Origin of the sequence: Streptomyces sp. NPDC001532 (assembly GCF_040298625.1) — a bacterium.
In the GTDB taxonomy this organism is placed as follows: Bacteria; Actinomycetota; Actinomycetes; order Streptomycetales; family Streptomycetaceae; genus Streptomyces.
Genome location: NZ_JBEPAL010000012.1, coordinates 76,769 through 94,895 on the forward strand (window position 1 = coordinate 76,769; position 18,127 = coordinate 94,895).

Consider the following 18,127-nt stretch of genomic DNA (forward strand, 5'->3'; position numbering starts at 1 on the left):
GACATCTGTGCAGTACCTCGCACGGATGAGCGAAAAAAGGTAAAGCCGCAGGTTAGCCCAGCCTTTCCTTGCTGGCGGGCGGGAATGTGGAGACGTACTCTGGCTGTTGTCGAAAAGTAGAAGCAGTCCAAAGAAGCTCTTCTGGGGGACCCCTTATGGCCATCATCGAGACCGAGGCGCCGCTGCACGAGGCGCACCGTGACAACCACACGCACCGGGATGTGAACGGCGGCTGGCTGCGCCCCGCCGTGTTCGGCGCGATGGACGGCCTGGTCTCCAACCTCGCCCTGATGACCGGTGTGGCGGGCGGCGCCGCCGGTCAGCACACGGTGGTGCTGAGCGGGCTGGCGGGCCTCGCCGCCGGCGCCTTCTCCATGGCGGCCGGCGAGTACACGTCGGTGGCCTCCCAGCGCGAGCTGGTCGAGGCGGAGCTGGACGTGGAGCGCCGCGAGCTGCGCAAGCACCCGAAGGACGAGGAGGCCGAGCTGGCCGCCCTCTACGAGGCGAGGGGGGTCGAGCCGGGGCTGGCCCGTGAGGTGGCGCGGCAGCTGTCGAAGGATCCCGAGCAGGCCCTGGAGATCCACGCCCGCGAGGAACTGGGCATCGACCCCGGTGACCTGCCGTCGCCGACCGTCGCCGCGGTGTCGAGCTTCGGCTCCTTCGCGCTGGGCGCGCTGCTGCCGGTGCTGCCGTATCTGCTGGGCGCGAGCGCGCTGTGGCCGGCCGTGCTGCTGGCGCTGCTGGGGCTGTTCCTGTGCGGTGCGGTGGTGGCCAAGGTGACCGCGCGCAGCTGGTGGTTCAGCGGTTTGCGCCAGCTTGCCCTGGGTGGTGCCGCCGCCGGTGTGACGTACGCCCTGGGCATGCTGTTCGGAGTGGCCGTAGGATAGCGCGACTGGAACTTATGCGTTGGGCCGCATAAGTAGCCGTTACCCGCTGGTTTCGAACGCTTAACCACGGGGCATGAGCCGTAAGCGCTGCGGGCAATGAGGCCTGTGGCGCGCCGCGGGGTGGGCGACGCTGCTCCCCCCGGCCCAGGGCCGCCGGACACCGATCTGTCCGTAGCGAACCCCTCATACTTCGCCGCCGAGCGCGGCACCCGCCGTAACTGCGGCGTCCGCATGCTGGAACGGAGTATCCGGTTCCCGAGAACCGCTCCATCATGTAACCTGCACGAAATTTTGCGCTCACGCAGAGGGCCAACGTCGTCCCTCGGCAATTGCACACGCCACATGACGACGACGGGAGAGCCGATGCGTACGCCGCGCCAGCCGTCCCAGCACTCCGCGAATGGCCAGAACTGGTCCTTCATGGATGCTCGCCCTGCTGCGCAGGGTATGTACGACCCCCGCAACGAGCACGACGCCTGCGGCGTCGGCTTCGTCGCCACCCTCACCGGCGAGGCGTCTCATACGCTGGTCGACCAGGCCCTCACCGTTCTGCGCAACCTCGAGCACCGCGGTGCCACCGGTTCCGAGCCGGACTCCGGCGACGGCGCGGGAATCCTGTCCCAGGTGCCCGACGCCTTCTTCCGTGAGGTGGCCGGATTCCAGCTGCCCGAGGCCGGCGCCTACGCCGTCGGCATCGCCTTCCTGCCGGAGGACGGCACCGCCGACGCCGTCTCACACATCGAGACGATCGCCGGCGAGGAGGGCCTGGAGGTCCTCGGCTGGCGTGAGGTCCCGGTCGCCCCGGAACTGCTCGGCGCCACCGCCCGCTCCACGATGCCGGTGTTCCGCCAGATCTTCGTCACCGACGGCACGTCGACGGGCATCGTCCTCGACCGCAAGGCGTTCGTGCTGCGCAAGCGCGCCGAACGCGAGGTCGGCGTCTACTTCCCCTCGCTGTCCGCGCGGACCATCGTCTACAAGGGCATGCTGACCACCGGCCAGCTGGAGCCCTTCTTCCCGGACCTGTCCGACCGCCGCTTCGCCTCCGCGATCGCGCTCGTGCACTCCCGGTTCTCCACGAACACCTTCCCGTCGTGGCCGCTCGCACACCCGTACCGCTTCGTCGCGCACAACGGTGAGATCAACACCGTCAAGGGCAACCGCAACTGGATGGTGGCCCGCGAGTCCCAGCTGGCCTCCGACCTGTTCGGCGCCGGCGACAAGGCCCTGGAGCGGATCTTCCCGATCTGTACCCCGGACGCCTCCGACTCCGCCTCCTTCGACGAGGTCCTGGAACTGCTGCACCTCGGCGGCCGTTCGCTGCCGCACTCCGTGCTGATGATGATCCCGGAGGCGTGGGAGAACCACGACTCCATGGAGCCCGCCCGGCGCGCCTTCTACCAGTTCCACTCCACGATGATGGAGCCCTGGGACGGCCCCGCCTGCGTCACCTTCACCGACGGCACCCAGGTCGGCGCCGTGCTCGACCGCAACGGTCTGCGCCCCGGCCGCTACTGGGTCACCGACGAGGGCCTCGTCGTCCTCGGCTCCGAGGTCGGCGTCCTCGACATCGACCCCGCCAAGGTCGTCCGCAAGGGCCGCCTCCAGCCCGGCAAGATGTTCCTCGTCGACACCGCCGAGCACCGCATCATCGAGGACGACGAGATCAAGGCGCAGCTCGCCGCCGAGGCGCCCTACGCCGAGTGGCTGGAAGCCGGCGAGATCGAGCTGAGCGACCTGCCCGAGCGTGAGCACATCGTGCACACCCACGCCTCGGTCACCCGCCGTCAGCAGACCTTCGGCTACACCGAGGAGGAGCTGCGCGTCATCCTGGCCCCCATGGCCAAGGCCGGCGCCGAGCCGATCGGCTCGATGGGCACCGACTCGCCGATCGCCGCCCTCTCCGAGCGCCCCCGGCTGCTCTTCGACTACTTCACCCAGCTGTTCGCGCAGGTCACCAACCCGCCGCTGGACGCCATCCGTGAAGAGCTGGTCACCTCGCTGCGCTCCTCGCTGGGCCCGCAGGGCAACCTGCTCGACCCGACCGCCGCGTCCTGCCGGTCCGTCGTGCTGCCCTTCCCGGTGATCGACAACGACGAGCTGGCCAAGCTCATCCACATCAACGCCGACGGCGACATGCCGGGGATGAAGGCCGCCACCCTCTCCGGTCTCTACCGGGTCTCCGGCGGCGGTGACGCCCTCGCCGCGCGCATTGAGGAGATCTGCGCCGAGGCCGACGCCGCCATCGCCAACGGCGCCCGCCTGATCGTCCTGTCGGACCGCCACTCCGACGCCGAGCACGCGCCGATCCCGTCGCTGCTGCTCACCGCGGCCGTCCACCACCACCTCATCCGCACCAAGCAGCGCACCGAGGTGGGCCTGCTGGTCGAGGCCGGCGACGTCCGCGAGGTCCACCACGTCGCCCTGCTCATCGGCTACGGCGCCGCCGCGGTCAACCCGTACCTGGCCATGGAGTCGGTCGAGGACCTGGTCCGCGCGGGCACCTTCCTGCCCGGCATCGAGCCCGAGCAGGCCATCCGCAACCTGATCTACGCCCTCGGCAAGGGCGTGCTGAAGGTCATGTCCAAGATGGGCATCTCGACCGTCGCCTCCTACCGCGGCGCCCAGGTCTTCGAGGCCGTCGGCCTCGACACCGCCTTCGTCGAGAAGTACTTCAACGGCACCGCCACCAAGATCGGCGGCGTCGGCATCGACGTCATCGCCAAGGAGGTCGCCGCCCGCCACGCCAAGGCCTACCCGGCCTCCGGCATCGCTCCCGCGCACCGCGCGCTGGAGATCGGCGGCGAGTACCAGTGGCGCCGCGAGGGCGAGCCGCACCTGTTCGACCCGGAGACGGTCTTCCGCCTCCAGCACTCCACGCGCACCGGCCGGTACGACATCTTCAAGAAGTACACCGAGCGCGTGAACGAGCAGTCCGAGCGCCTGATGACGCTGCGCGGCCTGTTCGGCTTCACCTCGGACCGCGCGCCGATCTCCATCGACGAGGTCGAGCCGGTCTCCGAGATCGTCAAGCGCTTCTCCACCGGCGCCATGTCGTACGGCTCCATCTCCAAGGAGGCGCACGAGACCCTCGCGATCGCCATGAACCGGCTGGGCGGCAAGTCCAACACCGGTGAGGGCGGCGAGGACCCGGAGCGCCTGTACGACCCGGCGCGCCGCTCCTCGATCAAGCAGGTGGCCTCCGGCCGGTTCGGCGTGACCTCCGAGTACCTGGTCAACGCGGACGACATCCAGATCAAGATGGCCCAGGGCGCCAAGCCCGGCGAGGGCGGCCAGCTGCCCGGTCACAAGGTCTACCCCTGGGTCGCCAAGACCCGTCACTCGACGCCGGGTGTCGGCCTGATCTCTCCGCCGCCGCACCACGACATCTACTCCATCGAGGACCTCGCCCAGCTGATCCACGACCTGAAGAACGCGAACCCGCAGGCGCGGATTCACGTCAAGCTGGTCTCCGAGGTCGGTGTCGGCACGGTCGCCGCGGGTGTGTCCAAGGCGCACGCGGACGTGGTGCTGATCTCCGGCCACGACGGCGGCACCGGCGCCTCCCCGCTCACCTCGCTCAAGCACGCGGGCGGCCCCTGGGAGCTCGGCCTCGCCGAGACCCAGCAGACCCTGCTGCTCAACGGCCTGCGCGACCGCATCGTCGTACAGACCGACGGCCAGCTGAAGACCGGCCGCGACGTCATCATCGCCGCGCTGCTCGGCGCCGAGGAGTTCGGTTTCGCGACCGCGCCGCTCGTCGTCTCCGGCTGCGTCATGATGCGCGTCTGCCACCTGGACACCTGCCCGGTCGGCATCGCCACCCAGAACCCGACGCTGCGCGACCGCTTCTCCGGCAAGGCCGAGTACGTCGTCAACTTCTTCGAGTTCATCGCGCAGGAGGTCCGCGAGCTCCTGGCCGAGCTGGGCTTCCGCTCCATCGAGGAGGCCGTCGGCCACGCCGAGATCCTCGACGTCACCCGCGCGGTGAGCCACTGGAAGGCCCAGGGCCTGGACCTGGCCCCGCTGTTCCACGTGCCCGAGCTGCCCGAGGGCGCGGTCCGCCACGCCCTGATCGCGCAGGACCACGGCCTGGAGAAGGCGCTCGACAACGAGCTGATCAAGCTCGCCGCCGACGCGCTCGCCGCGAACTCCGCCACCGACGCCCAGCCGGTGCGCGCCCAGGTCGCGATCCGCAACATCAACCGCACGGTCGGCACCATGCTCGGCCACGAGGTGACGAAGAAGTTCGGTGGCGCGGGCCTGCCCGACGACACCATCGACATCACCTTCACCGGCTCCGCCGGCCAGTCGTTCGGCGCCTTCGTCCCGCGCGGTGTCACGCTGCGCCTGGAGGGCGACGCCAACGACTACGTCGGCAAGGGCCTGTCCGGCGGCCGGATCGTGGTCCGCCCGGACCGCGGCGCCGACCACCTCGCCGAGTACTCGACGATCGCGGGCAACACCATCGCCTACGGCGCGACCGGCGGCGAGCTGTTCCTGCGCGGCCGTACCGGTGAGCGGTTCTGCGTCCGCAACTCCGGCGCGCTGGTGGTCTCCGAGGGCGTGGGCGACCACGGCTGCGAGTACATGACCGGCGGTCACGCGGTGGTGCTCGGCGAGACCGGGCGGAACTTCGCGGCCGGCATGTCCGGCGGTGTCGCCTACGTCATCGACCTGAACCGCGACAACGTCAACGCCGGCAACGTCGGTTCCATCGAGGCCCTCGACGACGCGGACAAGCAGTGGCTGCACGACGTGGTGCGCCGCCACCACGAGGAGACGGGCTCGACCGTCGCCGAGAAGCTGCTCGCCGAGTGGGACAGTGCCGCGGAGCGCTTCAGCAAGATCATTCCCAGCACGTACAAGGCAGTGCTCGCCGCCAAGGACGCCGCCGAGCGAGACGGTCTCTCCGAGTCCGAGATCACCGAGAAGATGATGGAGGCGGCGATCAATGGCTGACCCGAAGGGCTTTTTGAACCACGGCCGCGAGGTCGCCAAGTCCCGCCCCGTCGAGGAGCGCGTCAAGGACTGGAACGAGGTCTACGTCCCCGGCTCGCTGCTGCCGATCATCAGCAAGCAGGCCAGCCGGTGCATGGACTGCGGCATCCCGTTCTGCCACAACGGCTGTCCGCTGGGGAACCTGATCCCCGAGTGGAACGACTACGCCTACCGCGAGGACTGGGCGGCGGCGCAGGAGCGACTGCACGCCACCAACAACTTCCCGGAGTTCACCGGCCGCCTCTGCCCGGCACCCTGTGAGTCGGCGTGTGTGCTCGGCATCAACCAGCCGCCGGTCACCATCAAGAACGTCGAGGTCTCGATCATCGACAAGGCGTGGGAGACCGGGGACGTCGCCCCGCAGATCCCCGAGCGCCTGTCCGGCAAGACCGTCGCGGTCGTCGGCTCGGGCCCGGCCGGCCTGGCCGCCGCCCAGCAGCTCACCCGGGCCGGTCACACCGTCGCCGTCTACGAGCGCGCGGACCGCATCGGAGGCCTCCTCCGCTACGGCATCCCCGAGTTCAAGATGGAGAAGCGGCACATCAACCGCCGTATCGAGCAGATGCGCGCGGAGGGCACCCGCTTCCGTACCGGTGTCGAGATCGGCCGCGACCTGAAGGCCACGGACCTGAAGAAGCGCTACGACGCGGTCGTCCTGGCCGTCGGCGCGACCACGGCCCGCGACCTGCCGGTGCCGGGACGCGAGCTCAAGGGCGTCTACCAGGCCATGGAGTACCTGCCGCTGGCCAACAAGGTCCAGGAGGGCGACTTCGTGGCGCCCCCGATCTCCGCCGAGGGCAAGCACGTCGTGGTCATCGGCGGCGGCGACACCGGCGCGGACTGCGTCGGCACCGCCCACCGCCAGGGCGCGGCGTCCGTGACCCAGCTGGAGATCATGCCCCGCCCGAACGAGGAGCGGAACGGGGTCTCGCAGCCCTGGCCGACCTTCCCGATGCTCTACAAGGTGACCTCCGCGCACGAGGAGGGCGGTGAGCGGGTCTACTCCGTCTCCACCACCCACTTCGAGGGCGACGAGGACGGCAACGTCCAGTGGCTGCACCTCACCGAGGTGGAGTTCGTCGAGGGCAGGCTGACGCCGAAGCCGGGCACCGAGCGCAAGATCCCCGCCCAGCTGGTGACGCTGGCGATGGGCTTCACGGGGACCGACCGCGAGAACGGCCTGGTGGAGCAGTTCGGCCTCGACCTCGACGAGCGGGGTAACATCGCTCGCGACGCCGACTGGCAGACCAACGTGCCGGGCGTGTTCGTCGCCGGTGACGCGGGCCGCGGCCAGTCGCTCATCGTGTGGGCGATCGCCGAGGGCCGCTCCGCCGCCCGCGGCGTGGACCGCTTCCTCACCGGAGCCAGCGACCTGCCGGCCCCGATCCGCCCGACGGACCGCGCCCTGATGGTCTGACGGTCCGCACAGAACGTCCCGTACAACGGCGTACGGAACACAGACGGCGCCTGCCCCAGTCCCCGACCGGACGATGGGGCAGGCGCCGTCGCCATGTTCAGCGGGTGGCTACGGCACCCGGTACGTCTCCCCGTACATGGACCACTCCAGCGGTGTCCGCAGCTCCAGGTTCCCGGCGTTCAGGAAGCGGCGCTGGGCCGTGTCGATGCGGGAGGTGTCGGCCGTGGACTTCCTGGCCAGCATGGCGTCGCGGCGGATGTCCAGGAAGGCGTTCAGGTACGCCCGCTCGTCGCCGCCGGCGGCCGGGGTGTCGGCCTTGCGCAGGGCCTGCTCGCGCATGCCGTAGAAGCCGTTCGGGTCGGTGTCCGGGCCGTGCAGGACCATGGCGTCGTAGTAGATGAACTGGCCGAGCGTGCCGAGGCCGTCGAGCTTGGCGAGGCGGACCGCCGGGGCGAAGTAGACGCGGTCGCGCTCGCGCACCTGGGCGCGCTGGAAGGCGGGGAGCTTCGCCTCGGCCCGCCAGGCGGAGGTGAAGCGGGGGTCCAGGCCCTCGTGGGAGTCCGTGCCGTCGACCTCGCGCAGGGCGGGCAGATAGCGGGCCAGCCCGTTGCCGGGGTGTTCCTCGGTGTAGCGCTCGACGAGGGCGAGCAGGTCGTGGGTGCCGGTGCAGAACCCGGCGATGCCCGCGGTGTAGCCCTGGCCGTCGTCCAGGTCCTCGATGTAGCCGTAGGAGCTGCGCCAGTCGAGGGTGGAGGTCTCGGCGGTGGAGAGGATGCGGTGGGCGAGTTCCTTCTTGTCGGGTGCGGCGAGACCGGGCGGCAGTCCGGCGATCACCTTGTCGTCGGCGGCGCGTTCGGCCGCCGCCGAGGACTCGGCCTTGGCCTTGGCGTCCTCCCGCGACAGCTGGGAGACGGTCGCCGGGTCCTTCGCGGCGGGCGCCTCGGAGGAGTCGCCGGGGACGAGGAAGTAGGCCGCCGCCGTGATGAGCACGGGGACGGCGGCGAGGTAGAGACAGCCGGTGCGCCTCATGTCAGATCGCCCCTCCGGTCAGCTGGCTGACCTTTCCGTAGGTGAGCAGCAGGAGCAGCACCAGCAGCCCCGTGCAGGCGGTGGCCTGGAGCAGGGTCCGGCGCGGCCCGCGGGGCACGAACGCGTACGCCGCGGTCACCGCGCCGCCCGCCAGCAGCCCGCCCAGGTGCCCCTGCCAGGAGGTGAGCCCGGCCGAGATCAGCAGCCAGGCCAGCAGCAGCGCGGTGTCGCGGTTGACGCCGCGCATGTCGCCGCCGAAGCGCCGCGCCATGACGTAGTGGGCGGCGCCGAGGCCGAAGAGCCCGCCGGACGCGCCGACGAAGACGGCCGACGGCTCGGCGAGGAGCAGTTCGGCGACCGAGCCGCCGAGCGTCGCCAGCAGGTAGAGGGCGAGATAGCGGGCCCGGCCGAGCTGGGTCTCCAGCATCCGGCCGAGGTGCCACAGGGCGACCATGTTCATCACGATGTGGGCGATCCCGAAGGTGCCCTCGGTGGGCGCCAGATGCAGGAACCCGCTGGTGAGCAGTCGTTCCCACTCCCCGCCGGCCACGCCCTCGGCCTGGAAGCCCGCCGGGTACGGCTCCTGGAAGACGTAGAGGGCGCCGTCCGGCCCCACCAGCCGGGCGCCCAGCATCGCGAACCGGTCCTGGAACTCCGGCCGCACCAGCTGCACCAGGTAGGCCAGCACGTTCAGCGCCACCAGGACGTACGTCAGGACGGGCGTCCCTGACACCTTGCCACCGACGACCGTCCTGGCCTGCCGGACGGACCGGGCGCCCTCCTTGACGCACTCCGGGCACTGGTGGCCGACGGAGGCCTCGCGCATGCAGTCGGGGCAGATGTAGCGGTCGCAGCGCACGCAGCGGACGTAGCACTCGACCTTGGGATGGCGATAACAGGTCGTGACGGTGGATTCGGGTTCCATGGACCGGCTCCTCGGTGGGTCTGGGGACGGGCTGAGCCGGTGGGGACGGCGGCGAACAAAATAACGAACGCCTGGGCTGCGAGGGAGAGTCGGGGCCCGGCTGCCGGGAGGTGCCGTACGCTCGGCAGCCGATGTGGTGATCACAAGGGGGGCGGAAGATGGCCGCGATCAGTCTCAGCAAGGTTCAACAGACCGCGCCCGCGCTGGTCAGCCTGTACAAGAGCGCCGGGGTGTCACTCGCCAGGCACGGCATGGACGGCCGGCGGGCCGCGGTCTACCTGGTCGTCGACTACTCGGGGTCCATGAAGCCGTACTACAAGGACGGCAGTGTGCAGGCGCTCGCCGACCGGGTGCTCGGGCTCTCCGCCCATCTCGACGACGACGGCCGGGTGCCGGTGGTGTTCTTCTCCACCGACGTCGACGCCGTCACCGACATCGCGCTCGAAGGCCACCAGGGGCGGATCGAGCGGATCGCGGCGGGCCTCGGGCACATGGGCAAGACCAGCTACCACCTGGCCATGGACGCCGTCATCGACCACTACCTCGACAGCGGCGCCACCGCCCCCGCCCTGGTCGTCTTCCAGACCGACGGCGGCCCGATCAACAAGCTCGCCGCCGAGCGGTACCTGTGCAAGGCGTCCAAGCTGCCGCTGTTCTGGCAGTTCATCGGCTTCGGTGATCCGCACAGCAGGCAGTTCGACTTCCTGCGCAAGCTCGACGAGCTGCCGGTGCCGGGCAAGCGGGTGGTGGACAACGCCGGGTTCTTCCACGCGGGCGAGGACCCGCGGGCGGTCTCCGACGCCGAGCTGTACGACCGGCTGGTGCGCGAGTTCCCGGCGTGGCTGGCGGCCGCACGGGCCCAGGGGATCGTGCGGCCGTAGCCGTCTTCACGGCAGCCGCCGTTCCGAGAGCCGCCGTTCCGAGAGCCGCCGTTCACGCGAGCCGCCGGAACTGCTCCCCGGTGAGGGTCAGACGCAGCGCGTCCGCGTTCTCCGCAAGATGCTCCGGCGACGAGGTGCCGGGGATCGGCACCACGTTCGGGGCACGGTGCAGCAGCCACGCCAGCGCGGTCTGCGAACGGGTGGCACCCAGCTCCTTCGCGACGCCGGCGAGCGGACCGTCGTCCGCCGCGTGCCCGCCCGCCGCGATCGGGAAGTACGGCACGAAGGCGATGCCCCGCTCCGCGGTGTGGTCGACGACCGGGTCGTGGCCGCGCTCGGCCAGGTTGTACAGGTTCTGCACGGCCGCGACCGGCGCGATCCGCGAGGCCTCCTCGATCTGCGCCACCGTCACCTCGGACAGCCCGATGTGCCGGATCTTGCCCTCCTCCTGGAGCCGCCGCAGCGCACCGACCTGGTCGGCGAGCGGATAGTCGGGGTCGACCCGGTGCAGATAGAGGAGGTCGATGCGGTCGGTGCCCAGCCGGCGCAGGCTCAGCTCCGCCTGCTGGCGCAGATAGGCGGGATGGCCGTGGGTGACCCACTCCGCCGGGCTCGGCCGCAGCACCCCCGCCTTGGTCGCGATCACCACCTCGTCGCGGTGCGGGCGCAGCGCCTCGGCCAGCAACTCCTCGCCCGCGCCGAGGGCGTAGGCGTCGGCGGTGTCGAAGAGGTTCACGCCCAGACCGACCGCCGCGCGCAGCAGGGCGACCGCCTCGGCGCGGTCGGTGGGCGCGGTCCAGACGGGCGCGGTCAGGCTGGCGCGCTCGTGCGGGGCGTCCGCCAGGCGCATCGCGCCGTAGCCGATCCGCCGTACGCCGAGGTCGCCACCGATGCGGAATACCGTCGAGTTCGTCATGGCTGTGACGCTATGAGCTCACATGGATGTGAGGTTCAAGGTCATGTGACGTGCTTCACAGGGGGATGTGTGAGGATCGGGGAGCTGGCCCGCGAGACCGGTGTGAGCGTGCGGCTGCTGCGCTACTACGAGGAACAGGGCCTGCTGGCCGCCGAGCGCACCCCCGGTGGCCAGCGCGTCTACGCCGCCGACGCGCCCCGCACCGTGCGCCGCATCCGCACCCTCCTCGACGCCGGGCTGCCCACCCGCGTCATCCGCGAGGTCCTGGACTGCGTCTGCGGCGGCGACACGGAGGTCGAGCCCTGCCTGACCCCGCTGCTCGTCGAGCAGCTGGAGGGCATCGAGGAGCGCATCGCCCGCCTTGAGGGAGCGCGCACCTCGCTCGCGCTGCTGCTCGCACCGCTGGCCTAGCGGGGGCGTCGTGCCACCCCGAGGGCGATCCGGCGGCGAGGCGGGCGGCGTACGGACGACGGCGCACGATCGGTGAACTGTGCGGCGGCGGGCCGCCGTTCGCGGGCCGGCCGCAGCGGGCGGCCGGCGCCTGGGTCGAGGCCGGCCACAGCGGGCGGCCCGCGCCCGGGTCGAGGCCGGCGCCTGAGCCGGGTCGTCTTTCACGCCGAGCGGGCCAGCTCCTCCGCGCGCACGCCGGACACGAACGGCAGCCCGCGCGCGTACCGCTCCAGCTCGTCCAGGGCGGCCTGCGTCATCCGGTGCAGCTCGTTGCCGAGGGAGCCCGCCACATGCGGCGTGAGCAGCACGTTCGGCAGGTCGTACAGCGGGGAGTCGGGCGGCAGGACCTCCGGGTCGGTGACGTCGAGCACCGCGTTCAGCCGGCCGCAGACCAGCTCCGCGGTGAGCGCGGCGGTGTCCACCAGGCTGCCCCGGGCCGTGTTGATCAGCGTGGCGCCGTCCGGCAGGAGCGCCAGGCGGGCGCGGTCGAACAGATGCCGGGTCTCGGGCAGTTGCGGGGCGTGGATCGTCACGATGTCACTGGAGCGCGCGAGTGTCTCCAGCGACACCGCGCGGGCACCGAGCCGCGCCGCCTCCTCGGCGTCCACATAGGGGTCGTACAGCAGGACCCGCAGGTCGTACGGCCGCAGCAGGTCCAGCACCCGGCGGCCGATCCGGGACGCCCCGACGACGCCCACCGTGCGCCCGTAGTTGCCGCCCGCGCCGATCACCTCGATCGGGCTCACCCAGGACCGCCGCTCCCGGTAGACCCGCGCCGCGTGCAGGACCCGCTTGCCGGAGAACAGGATCGCGGCGACCGTGAACTCGGCCACCGGGACCGCGTTCGCGTCGGCAGCCGAGGCGACCGTGAGACCGCGCTCCCAGCAGGCGTCGGTGATGTGGTGCTTGACCGAGCCGGCCGCGTGCACCACCGTGCGCAGCCTCGGCATCCGGGCCAGCGCCTGCTCGGTGAGCGGCGGGCAGCCCCAGCCGGTGAGCAGCGCCTCCGCCGCGGCGAGGGCGTCGGCCGCGGCCGGGTCGGCGAAGTCCCCGACGACCAGCGTCGGATCGGTGTCGGCGACCCGTGTCAGCCGGTCCAGGGCCGCCGCGTCGAACAGCGCCTCCCGGACGGGCCCGTCCATCGCGAGGACGGTGCGCGGGCGGCGGGGCGAGGGGGATGTCATTTGACGGCTCCCGCGGTCAGGCCGGAGCGCCAGTGGCGCTGCAGCGACAGGAAGGCGACGGCGAGCGGGACGACGGACAGCAGCGAGCCCGTGATCACCAGGGCGTAGAGCTGCGGCTCCTGCGGGAGCACCGCGTTCCAGCCGAACAGGCCGAGGCCCACCGGGTACAGGGACGAGTCGTTGAGCATCACCAGCGGCAGGAAGAAGTTGTTCCAGCTGGCGGTGAAGGTGAACAGGAAGATGGTCACGAAGGCGGGGGACAGCATGGGCAGGGCCACCGCGCGGAAGGTGCGCAGTTCGCCCGCGCCGTCCATCCGCGCCGCCTCCAGGGTCTCCGGCGGCACATAGGCCTCGGAGAAGACCCGGGCCAGGTAGACGCCGAACGGATTGACCAGGCCGGGTATCAGCACCGCCCAGTAGGTGTTGACCAGGCCGGCCTCCGAGGCGAGCAGATACATGGGCAGCGAGATCACGGTGTGCGGCACCAGGATGCCCAGCAGCACCAGGCCGTACAGCTTCTCCTTGCCCAGGAAGGCGTACTTGTCGAACGCGTACCCGGCGAGCAGCGAGATCAGAGTGGAGGCCAGGGCGCCGACGCCCGAGTACAGCAGGCTGTTGGCGAGCCAGCGGCCGAAGATGCCGTCCTGGTGCGTGAACAGCGCCGCGATGTTGGTGAACAGGTGGAAGTCGCCGAGGCGGAAGCCGGGGCGGCCGAACAGATCGCCGTTGTCCTTGGTCGCGTTGAGCAGCAGCCAGCTCAGCGGCATCAGGGTGTAGAGGGCGACGATCGCCAGCACGGTGTTGACGGCGGTCCGGGAGGACCAGGAGGTGCCGGTGGTGCGCGGGCGCACGGCACGGGCCGGCGTCCGGGGCGTCGCCGCGCGGGGCGGGGCGGCGGTGTCGACGGCCATGGCTCAGGCCTCCTTCCAGCGGTTGCCCAGCGAGGTGATGACGAACGACAGGGCGGCGCCCAGCACCGCGAGCAGCAGGGAGGCCGCGGCGGCCAGCCCGTAGTCGTGCTCGGTGAAGGCGGCCTGGTAGATGAACATCACCGGGCTCCACTCGGGGGAGATCGCGGACGAGCGGGCGCGCAGCACCTCGGGCTCGTTGAACAACTGGATCGAGCCGACCGCCGTGAACAGACAGGTGAGCACGATCGAGGAACGGATCATCGGCAGCTTCACCGACCAGGCGGTGCGCAACTGGCCGGCGCCGTCCACCACGGCCGCCTCCAGCGTCTCGCGCGGCACGGCCTGGAGCGCGGCGTAGAAGATCACCATGTTGTAGCCGAGCCACTGCCAGGTGGCCGCGTTGACCATGGAGAACAGCACCGCGTCCGGGCCCAGCAGGTCCCAGTCCGAGCCGAACACCGACAGGAAGTCGATCACCGGGCTCAGTCCCGGGGTGTACAGGAAACCCCAGACGATCGCCGCGATCAGGCCCGGCACCGCGTGCGGCAGGAAGTACGCCAGCTGGAAGAACCGCTTCGCCCGCGCCAGCGCCGAGTCCAGCAGCAGCGCCAGCGCCAGCGCGCCGCCCACCATCACCGGGATGTACACCGCGCAGTACAGCGCGATGTGCGCGAAGCCGCGCCGGAAGCCCGGGTCGGTCAGGGCGCGCAGGTAGTTGTCGGCGCCGACGAAGAGCGTCTTCGTCCCGCCGAACCCCAGCCCGGACGCCGCCTGCTCACGGAACAGGCTCATCCAGACCGCGTAGCCGACGGGGGCGAGGAGGGTGAGGAGGAAGAGGAGGAGGAACGGGGCGAGGAACAGCGCGGGCGCGAACGCGGCGCCACGCCGTCTGCGGGGCCCGGGGGCGGGCCGGGTGGATGCCATGGGAACTCCTGGGGCTGTGGCCAGGGCTGGGGCCGGGGCCGGCTGCCGCGGGGGAGAGGGGAGGAGCCGGGACGGGGCCGGGTAGGGGCCCGGTTCGTGTACGGGGCGGGGTGCGGGGCCGGTTCGAGTACGGGGCGGGGTGCGGGGCCCGGTTCGGGTACGGGGCCGGGTACGGGCCCGGTACGGGTCGGTCGGTCGGGCGGCGGTGCGGGCGCCGCCCTGGGCGGCGCCGGTGGGGTCAGTCGGCCAGCTTCAGGCCGCGGTCCTTGATCGCCTTCTCCGCCGCGCGCTGGCCCGCCTGGAACGCCGCCCAGAACTCGCCGGTCTTCTGGACCTTGCCGAACTCCGTCTGGAGCGTCAGCGTCGTGGAGTTGTGCACCGGGCTCCACACCCAGCCCTCGGCGATGGCCGGCACCTGCGCGCCCGCGACCTCGTAGATGTCCTGGCCGCCGAAGTAGGCGGCGTCGAAGGACTCCTTGGCGGTGGCGCGCAGCTTCTCGGCGGCGGGCAGCGCGCTGGAGGTGCCCGCGGCGAGACGGGACTTCACCGCGGCCGGGTCGGTGGTGGCCCACAGGGCGAACTCGGCCGCCGCCGCTGCCTTGCCGGTGTCCTTGGTGAGCGCGAACGAGGAGCCGCCGACCGCGCCGGTGGCGGGCGTGCCCCAGTTCGGCAGCGGCGCCTCGGCCCACGCGCCGGACTGCTTCGGGTACGTCGTCTTGATGCCGCCCGCGCTCCAGGAGGCGCCGATCAGCGCGATCGCCTTCCCGTCGGTGACCGCCTTGGTGGCCTCGGGGCTCCACGCCTTGTGGTTGAGCACGAGGTCGTCCTCGACCAGGTCCTTCCAGTAGTCGGCGACCTTCTTGGTGGCCGGGTCGGTGATGTCCACCGTCCAGGCGTCCCCGGTCGAGCCGTACCAGCGGGCACCGGCCTGCTGGGCGAGCCCGGCCCAGGTGGCGGTGTCGTCGCCCCAGAAGTCCAGGATGCGGGCCGTGCCCTTGGAGGCGGTCTTCACCTTCCGCGCGGCGGCGCGGAACTCGTCCCAGGTGCCGGGGACCTCGACGCCGTACTTCGCGAACAGGTCCTTGCGGTAGTAGAGCGTCTGCGGCGCCACGTCGTAGGGCGCGGCCCAGGTCTTCCCGCCGAGGGTGACCAGGCTGCGGACGGACTCGGGGGCGTACGAGCCGACCGGCTCCGCCAGTTCGGCGGTGGAGTCGCGCAGCAGGCCCTGGGTGACCAGGTCGGGCAGCGCCTGGTACTCGACGTTGACCACGTCCGGGGCGTTGCCCGCCTTGACCGCCTTGGCGAGCTTGTCGTAGCCGCCGTTGAGACCGGCCGGTATCTCGGAGAACGTCACCTTGATGTTCTCGTGGGTCCGGTTGAACTCCTGGGCCATCTCCTTGGTGCCGGGCATCCACGACCAGTAGGTGATCTCGACGGGCTGCCCGGCGGTGCCGGTGCCCGACCCGGACTCGTCGGAGCCGCCGCACGCGGTGGCGAGAAGGGCGAGGGACGCCACCGCGGCGGCGAGGGCGGGCGAGGACGGCTTCATTGCACTGACTCCTACCGATGGGGCGAGGCGAATGACGGACATCATTCGTGCAGGATCGATCAGAGTCAATAGAAACGAGCAAGCGATCAGAGAAAGCAACAGAATCGATCTGCTCGCTGTTCGTTTGATGTGGCTGCCCACCCGCCGGGATTCCCCAGGAGTCAGCCCAGCTCCGGTGTCTCCCGTGTCTCCACGACCCTCGGAACCGTCCCGGCGTCCGCGTCCAGCTCCAGCACCACCAGCTCGTTGCGCCCCGCCCGCAGCAGCGGCCACGGCAGGTACAGCGTCCGCTGCGGGCCGCGCGACGGCCAGTAGCGGCCCAGGCAGAAGCCGTTCACCCAGAGGTAGCCCTTGCCGGCGCCGGGCAGCGCGAGGTACGCGTCACCGGGTTCGGCCACGTCCAGGAAGCCCCGCAGGAACACCGGGCCCCGCGCGGTGCCGGGCCCTCGCGCGGTGTCCCACGGCAGCCGTTCCGGCGTCCCGTGCCCCAGCTCCACACCCCGCGCGGACCAGCCGTGCAGCAGCTGCTGGGTGTGCAGGACGCGGCGCACGCCCTTGCGGTCGCCCAGCCCCGCCCCGTAGTTGACCCGCCCCATGGACTCCACCAGCAGCTCCACCCGGGCCCCCGCCGCCGGCACCGGCACGTCCGGGACCGTCTCGGCCCCGTCCCGCTCCAGCACCCCGGCGTAGGCCCCGTCCAGGTAGACATGGGCCCGGTCGCCGAGCCCCTGCACCGTCAGCGGGTACGGCCCGCGCGGTCCCGGCACCCGGCCGGTGTAGCGCACCAGCCCGTGCCCGACGCCCAGCTCCTCGAAGGACGGCGGCAGCGGGGCGTGCGTCTCGGGCCCCGCGAGCGCGTCGAAGACGTCGAACAGCCGCAGCGACTCGGTGAGCCGCGCGCGGCCGGGCGGCAGCAGCGGCGCGGGCGGCTCCGGCTCGGGCAGCGGGCCGTCGGCGTACGGCCGCAGCACCTCCCGGAACGCCCGGAACTTCGGCGTGACGCCGCCCCGTTCGTCGATCGGCGCGTCGTAGTCGTAGGAGGTCACCGTCGGCTGGTAGCGCGCTCCGGTGGCCGGGTCCTCGGTGTTGGCGCCCGCCCAGGTGGAGAAGTTGGTGCCGCCGTGCGCCATGTAGATGTTGACCGACGCCCCCGCCCGCAGGATCTCGGCGAGCGTGCCGGCGGCGTCCTCCGGCTCCCGCACGACGTGCCTCTCGCCCCAGTGGTCGAACCAGCCGCACCAGAACTCCATGCACATCGGCGGGTCCTGCGGCCGCAGCCGCGCCAGCGAGGCGAACGCCTCCCCGGCCCGGCTGCCGAAGTTCACCGTGGCCAGGGTGCCCGGCAGGGTGCCGCCGGTGAGGAAGAAGTCGTCCGGCCCGTCGGAGGTGAACAGCGGTACGTCGATGCCGCGCGAGCGCAGCCCCGCGGCCAGGTGCTCCAGATGGCCGGTGTCGGTGCCGTAGGAGCCGTACTCGTTCTCCACCTGCACCATCAGCACGTTCCCGCCGCGGGTGACCTGGTGGGCGGCTATCACCGGGATCAGCCGGTCGTACCAGCGGTCCACGTGGGCCTGGTACGCCGTGTCCCGGCAGCGCAGCGACCGCACCTCGGGGTCGGCGAGCAGCCACCAGGGCAGCCCGCCGTTCTCCCACTCGGCGCAGATGTACGGCGAGGGCCGCACGATCGCGTGCAGACCCTCCGCGCGGGCGGTGCGCAGAAAGCGGTCCAGGTCGGCCGGGCCGGTGAAGTCGTAGACGCCGGGACGTGGCTCGTGCAGGTTCCACGGGACGTACGTCTCGACCGTGTTCAGCCCCATCGCGCGCAGCGTCCGCAGCCGGTGCGGCCACTGCTCGGGCAGGACGCGGAAGTAGTGCAGCGCGCCCGAGAGCAGACGCAGCGGACGGCCGTCGAGGGAGAAACCCTCGGCTGACATCTCGAACATGAGGGTTCTCCGGTTCGGGCGTGAACGTCGTGCGTGAACGGGGAAACGCGGGAGTGCGGGGGGTGGGGCCAGGGGGCGTCTCGCCGATCATGCCGGGCTCCCGGCGTCTG

General features: G+C 71.5%; 13 protein-coding genes. 5 read left to right on the forward strand and 8 right to left on the reverse strand.

All coding sequences use genetic code 11. The features are described 5' to 3' along the window. Positions 1 to 155 precede the first annotated feature (155 nt). From ABT232_RS14265 to ABT232_RS14275, 3 genes are all read left to right on the forward strand, one after another. Complete coding sequence (locus ABT232_RS14265) at positions 156 to 887, forward strand: VIT1/CCC1 transporter family protein (RefSeq protein WP_351840028.1); 732 nt, start codon at positions 156 to 158, stop codon at positions 885 to 887. 363 nt (positions 888 to 1,250) lie between these two features. Further along, on the forward strand, positions 1,251 to 5,849 hold the full coding sequence (gene gltB / locus ABT232_RS14270; RefSeq protein ID WP_351840201.1) for a glutamate synthase large subunit: 4,599 nt from the start codon (positions 1,251 to 1,253) through the stop codon (positions 5,847 to 5,849). Beyond that, positions 5,842 to 7,305 carry a glutamate synthase subunit beta gene (locus tag ABT232_RS14275; RefSeq protein ID WP_351840029.1) on the forward strand — a complete coding sequence of 488 codons (1,464 nt, stop codon included), beginning with the start codon at positions 5,842 to 5,844 and terminating at the stop codon, positions 7,303 to 7,305. Before gltB ends, ABT232_RS14275 begins: the two co-directional genes overlap by 8 nt. 108 nt (positions 7,306 to 7,413) lie before the next feature. Here ABT232_RS14275 and ABT232_RS14280 read toward each other — a convergent pair whose 3' ends face one another. Both ABT232_RS14280 and ABT232_RS14285 read right to left on the reverse strand, forming a co-directional pair. Then, positions 7,414 to 8,334 (reverse strand): chitosanase, encoded by a 921-nt coding sequence (locus ABT232_RS14280; protein WP_351840031.1) that lies wholly within the window; start codon positions 8,332 to 8,334, stop codon positions 7,414 to 7,416. A gap of 1 nt (position 8,335) precedes the next feature. Continuing rightward, positions 8,336 to 9,259, reverse strand: coding sequence for a rhomboid family intramembrane serine protease (locus ABT232_RS14285; RefSeq protein ID WP_351840033.1), 924 nt, complete (start codon positions 9,257 to 9,259; stop codon positions 8,336 to 8,338). Positions 9,260 to 9,417: 158 nt separating this feature from the next. Here ABT232_RS14285 and ABT232_RS14290 point away from each other — a divergent pair, with 158 nt between their 5' ends. After that, entirely contained in the window at positions 9,418 to 10,140 is a 723-nt protein-coding gene (locus ABT232_RS14290; protein WP_351840035.1) for a vWA domain-containing protein, read from the forward strand. Positions 10,141 to 10,192: 52 nt separating this feature from the next. On the opposite strand, the gene ABT232_RS14295 is transcribed toward ABT232_RS14290, so the two are convergent. After that, entirely contained in the window at positions 10,193 to 11,056 is an 864-nt protein-coding gene (locus ABT232_RS14295; protein WP_351840037.1) for an aldo/keto reductase, read from the reverse strand. A gap of 69 nt (positions 11,057 to 11,125) precedes the next feature. Between ABT232_RS14295 and ABT232_RS14300 the strand changes: the two genes are divergently transcribed. Then, positions 11,126 to 11,467, forward strand: a complete 342-nt coding sequence (locus tag ABT232_RS14300) for a MerR family transcriptional regulator (RefSeq protein ID WP_351840039.1) — start codon at positions 11,126 to 11,128, stop codon at positions 11,465 to 11,467. A 200-nt stretch (positions 11,468 to 11,667) separates the two neighbouring features. Here the strand turns inward: ABT232_RS14300 and ABT232_RS14305 are convergent, their stop codons facing one another. The 5 genes from ABT232_RS14305 to ABT232_RS14325 all read right to left on the reverse strand — a co-directional run bounded on the left by ABT232_RS14305 (position 11,668) and on the right by ABT232_RS14325 (position 18,017). Next, positions 11,668 to 12,690 (reverse strand): hydroxyacid dehydrogenase, encoded by a 1,023-nt coding sequence (locus ABT232_RS14305; RefSeq protein WP_351840040.1) that lies wholly within the window; start codon positions 12,688 to 12,690, stop codon positions 11,668 to 11,670. Further along, entirely contained in the window at positions 12,687 to 13,601 is a 915-nt protein-coding gene (locus ABT232_RS14310) for a carbohydrate ABC transporter permease (protein ID WP_351840042.1), read from the reverse strand. Before ABT232_RS14310 ends, ABT232_RS14305 begins: the two co-directional genes overlap by 4 nt. Before the next feature lie 3 nt (positions 13,602 to 13,604). After that, positions 13,605 to 14,525 carry a carbohydrate ABC transporter permease gene (locus ABT232_RS14315; RefSeq protein WP_351840044.1) on the reverse strand — a complete coding sequence of 307 codons (921 nt, stop codon included), beginning with the start codon at positions 14,523 to 14,525 and terminating at the stop codon, positions 13,605 to 13,607. 238 nt (positions 14,526 to 14,763) lie between these two features. Then, on the reverse strand, positions 14,764 to 16,074 hold the full coding sequence (locus tag ABT232_RS14320; RefSeq protein ID WP_351840046.1) for an ABC transporter substrate-binding protein: 1,311 nt from the start codon (positions 16,072 to 16,074) through the stop codon (positions 14,764 to 14,766). Between the two features lie 161 nt (positions 16,075 to 16,235). Continuing rightward, positions 16,236 to 18,017, reverse strand: coding sequence for a glycoside hydrolase family 35 protein (locus tag ABT232_RS14325; protein WP_351840048.1), 1,782 nt, complete (start codon positions 18,015 to 18,017; stop codon positions 16,236 to 16,238). Positions 18,018 to 18,127: the final 110 nt, after the last annotated feature.

Coding starts and splice junctions, on each gene's coding strand:
- ABT232_RS14265 (WP_351840028.1), top strand. CDS start 156: ATGGCCATCATCGAGACCGAGGCGCCGCTGCACGAGGCGCACCGTGAC.
- gltB (WP_351840201.1), top strand. CDS start 1,251: ATGCGTACGCCGCGCCAGCCGTCCCAGCACTCCGCGAATGGCCAGAAC.
- ABT232_RS14275 (WP_351840029.1), top strand. CDS start 5,842: ATGGCTGACCCGAAGGGCTTTTTGAACCACGGCCGCGAGGTCGCCAAG.
- ABT232_RS14280 (WP_351840031.1), bottom strand. CDS start 8,334: ATGAGGCGCACCGGCTGTCTCTACCTCGCCGCCGTCCCCGTGCTCATC.
- ABT232_RS14285 (WP_351840033.1), bottom strand. CDS start 9,259: ATGGAACCCGAATCCACCGTCACGACCTGTTATCGCCATCCCAAGGTC.
- ABT232_RS14290 (WP_351840035.1), top strand. CDS start 9,418: ATGGCCGCGATCAGTCTCAGCAAGGTTCAACAGACCGCGCCCGCGCTG.
- ABT232_RS14295 (WP_351840037.1), bottom strand. CDS start 11,056: ATGACGAACTCGACGGTATTCCGCATCGGTGGCGACCTCGGCGTACGG.
- ABT232_RS14305 (WP_351840040.1), bottom strand. CDS start 12,690: ATGACATCCCCCTCGCCCCGCCGCCCGCGCACCGTCCTCGCGATGGAC.
- ABT232_RS14310 (WP_351840042.1), bottom strand. CDS start 13,601: ATGGCCGTCGACACCGCCGCCCCGCCCCGCGCGGCGACGCCCCGGACG.
- ABT232_RS14315 (WP_351840044.1), bottom strand. CDS start 14,525: ATGGCATCCACCCGGCCCGCCCCCGGGCCCCGCAGACGGCGTGGCGCC.
- ABT232_RS14320 (WP_351840046.1), bottom strand. CDS start 16,074: ATGAAGCCGTCCTCGCCCGCCCTCGCCGCCGCGGTGGCGTCCCTCGCC.
- ABT232_RS14325 (WP_351840048.1), bottom strand. CDS start 18,017: ATGTTCGAGATGTCAGCCGAGGGTTTCTCCCTCGACGGCCGTCCGCTG.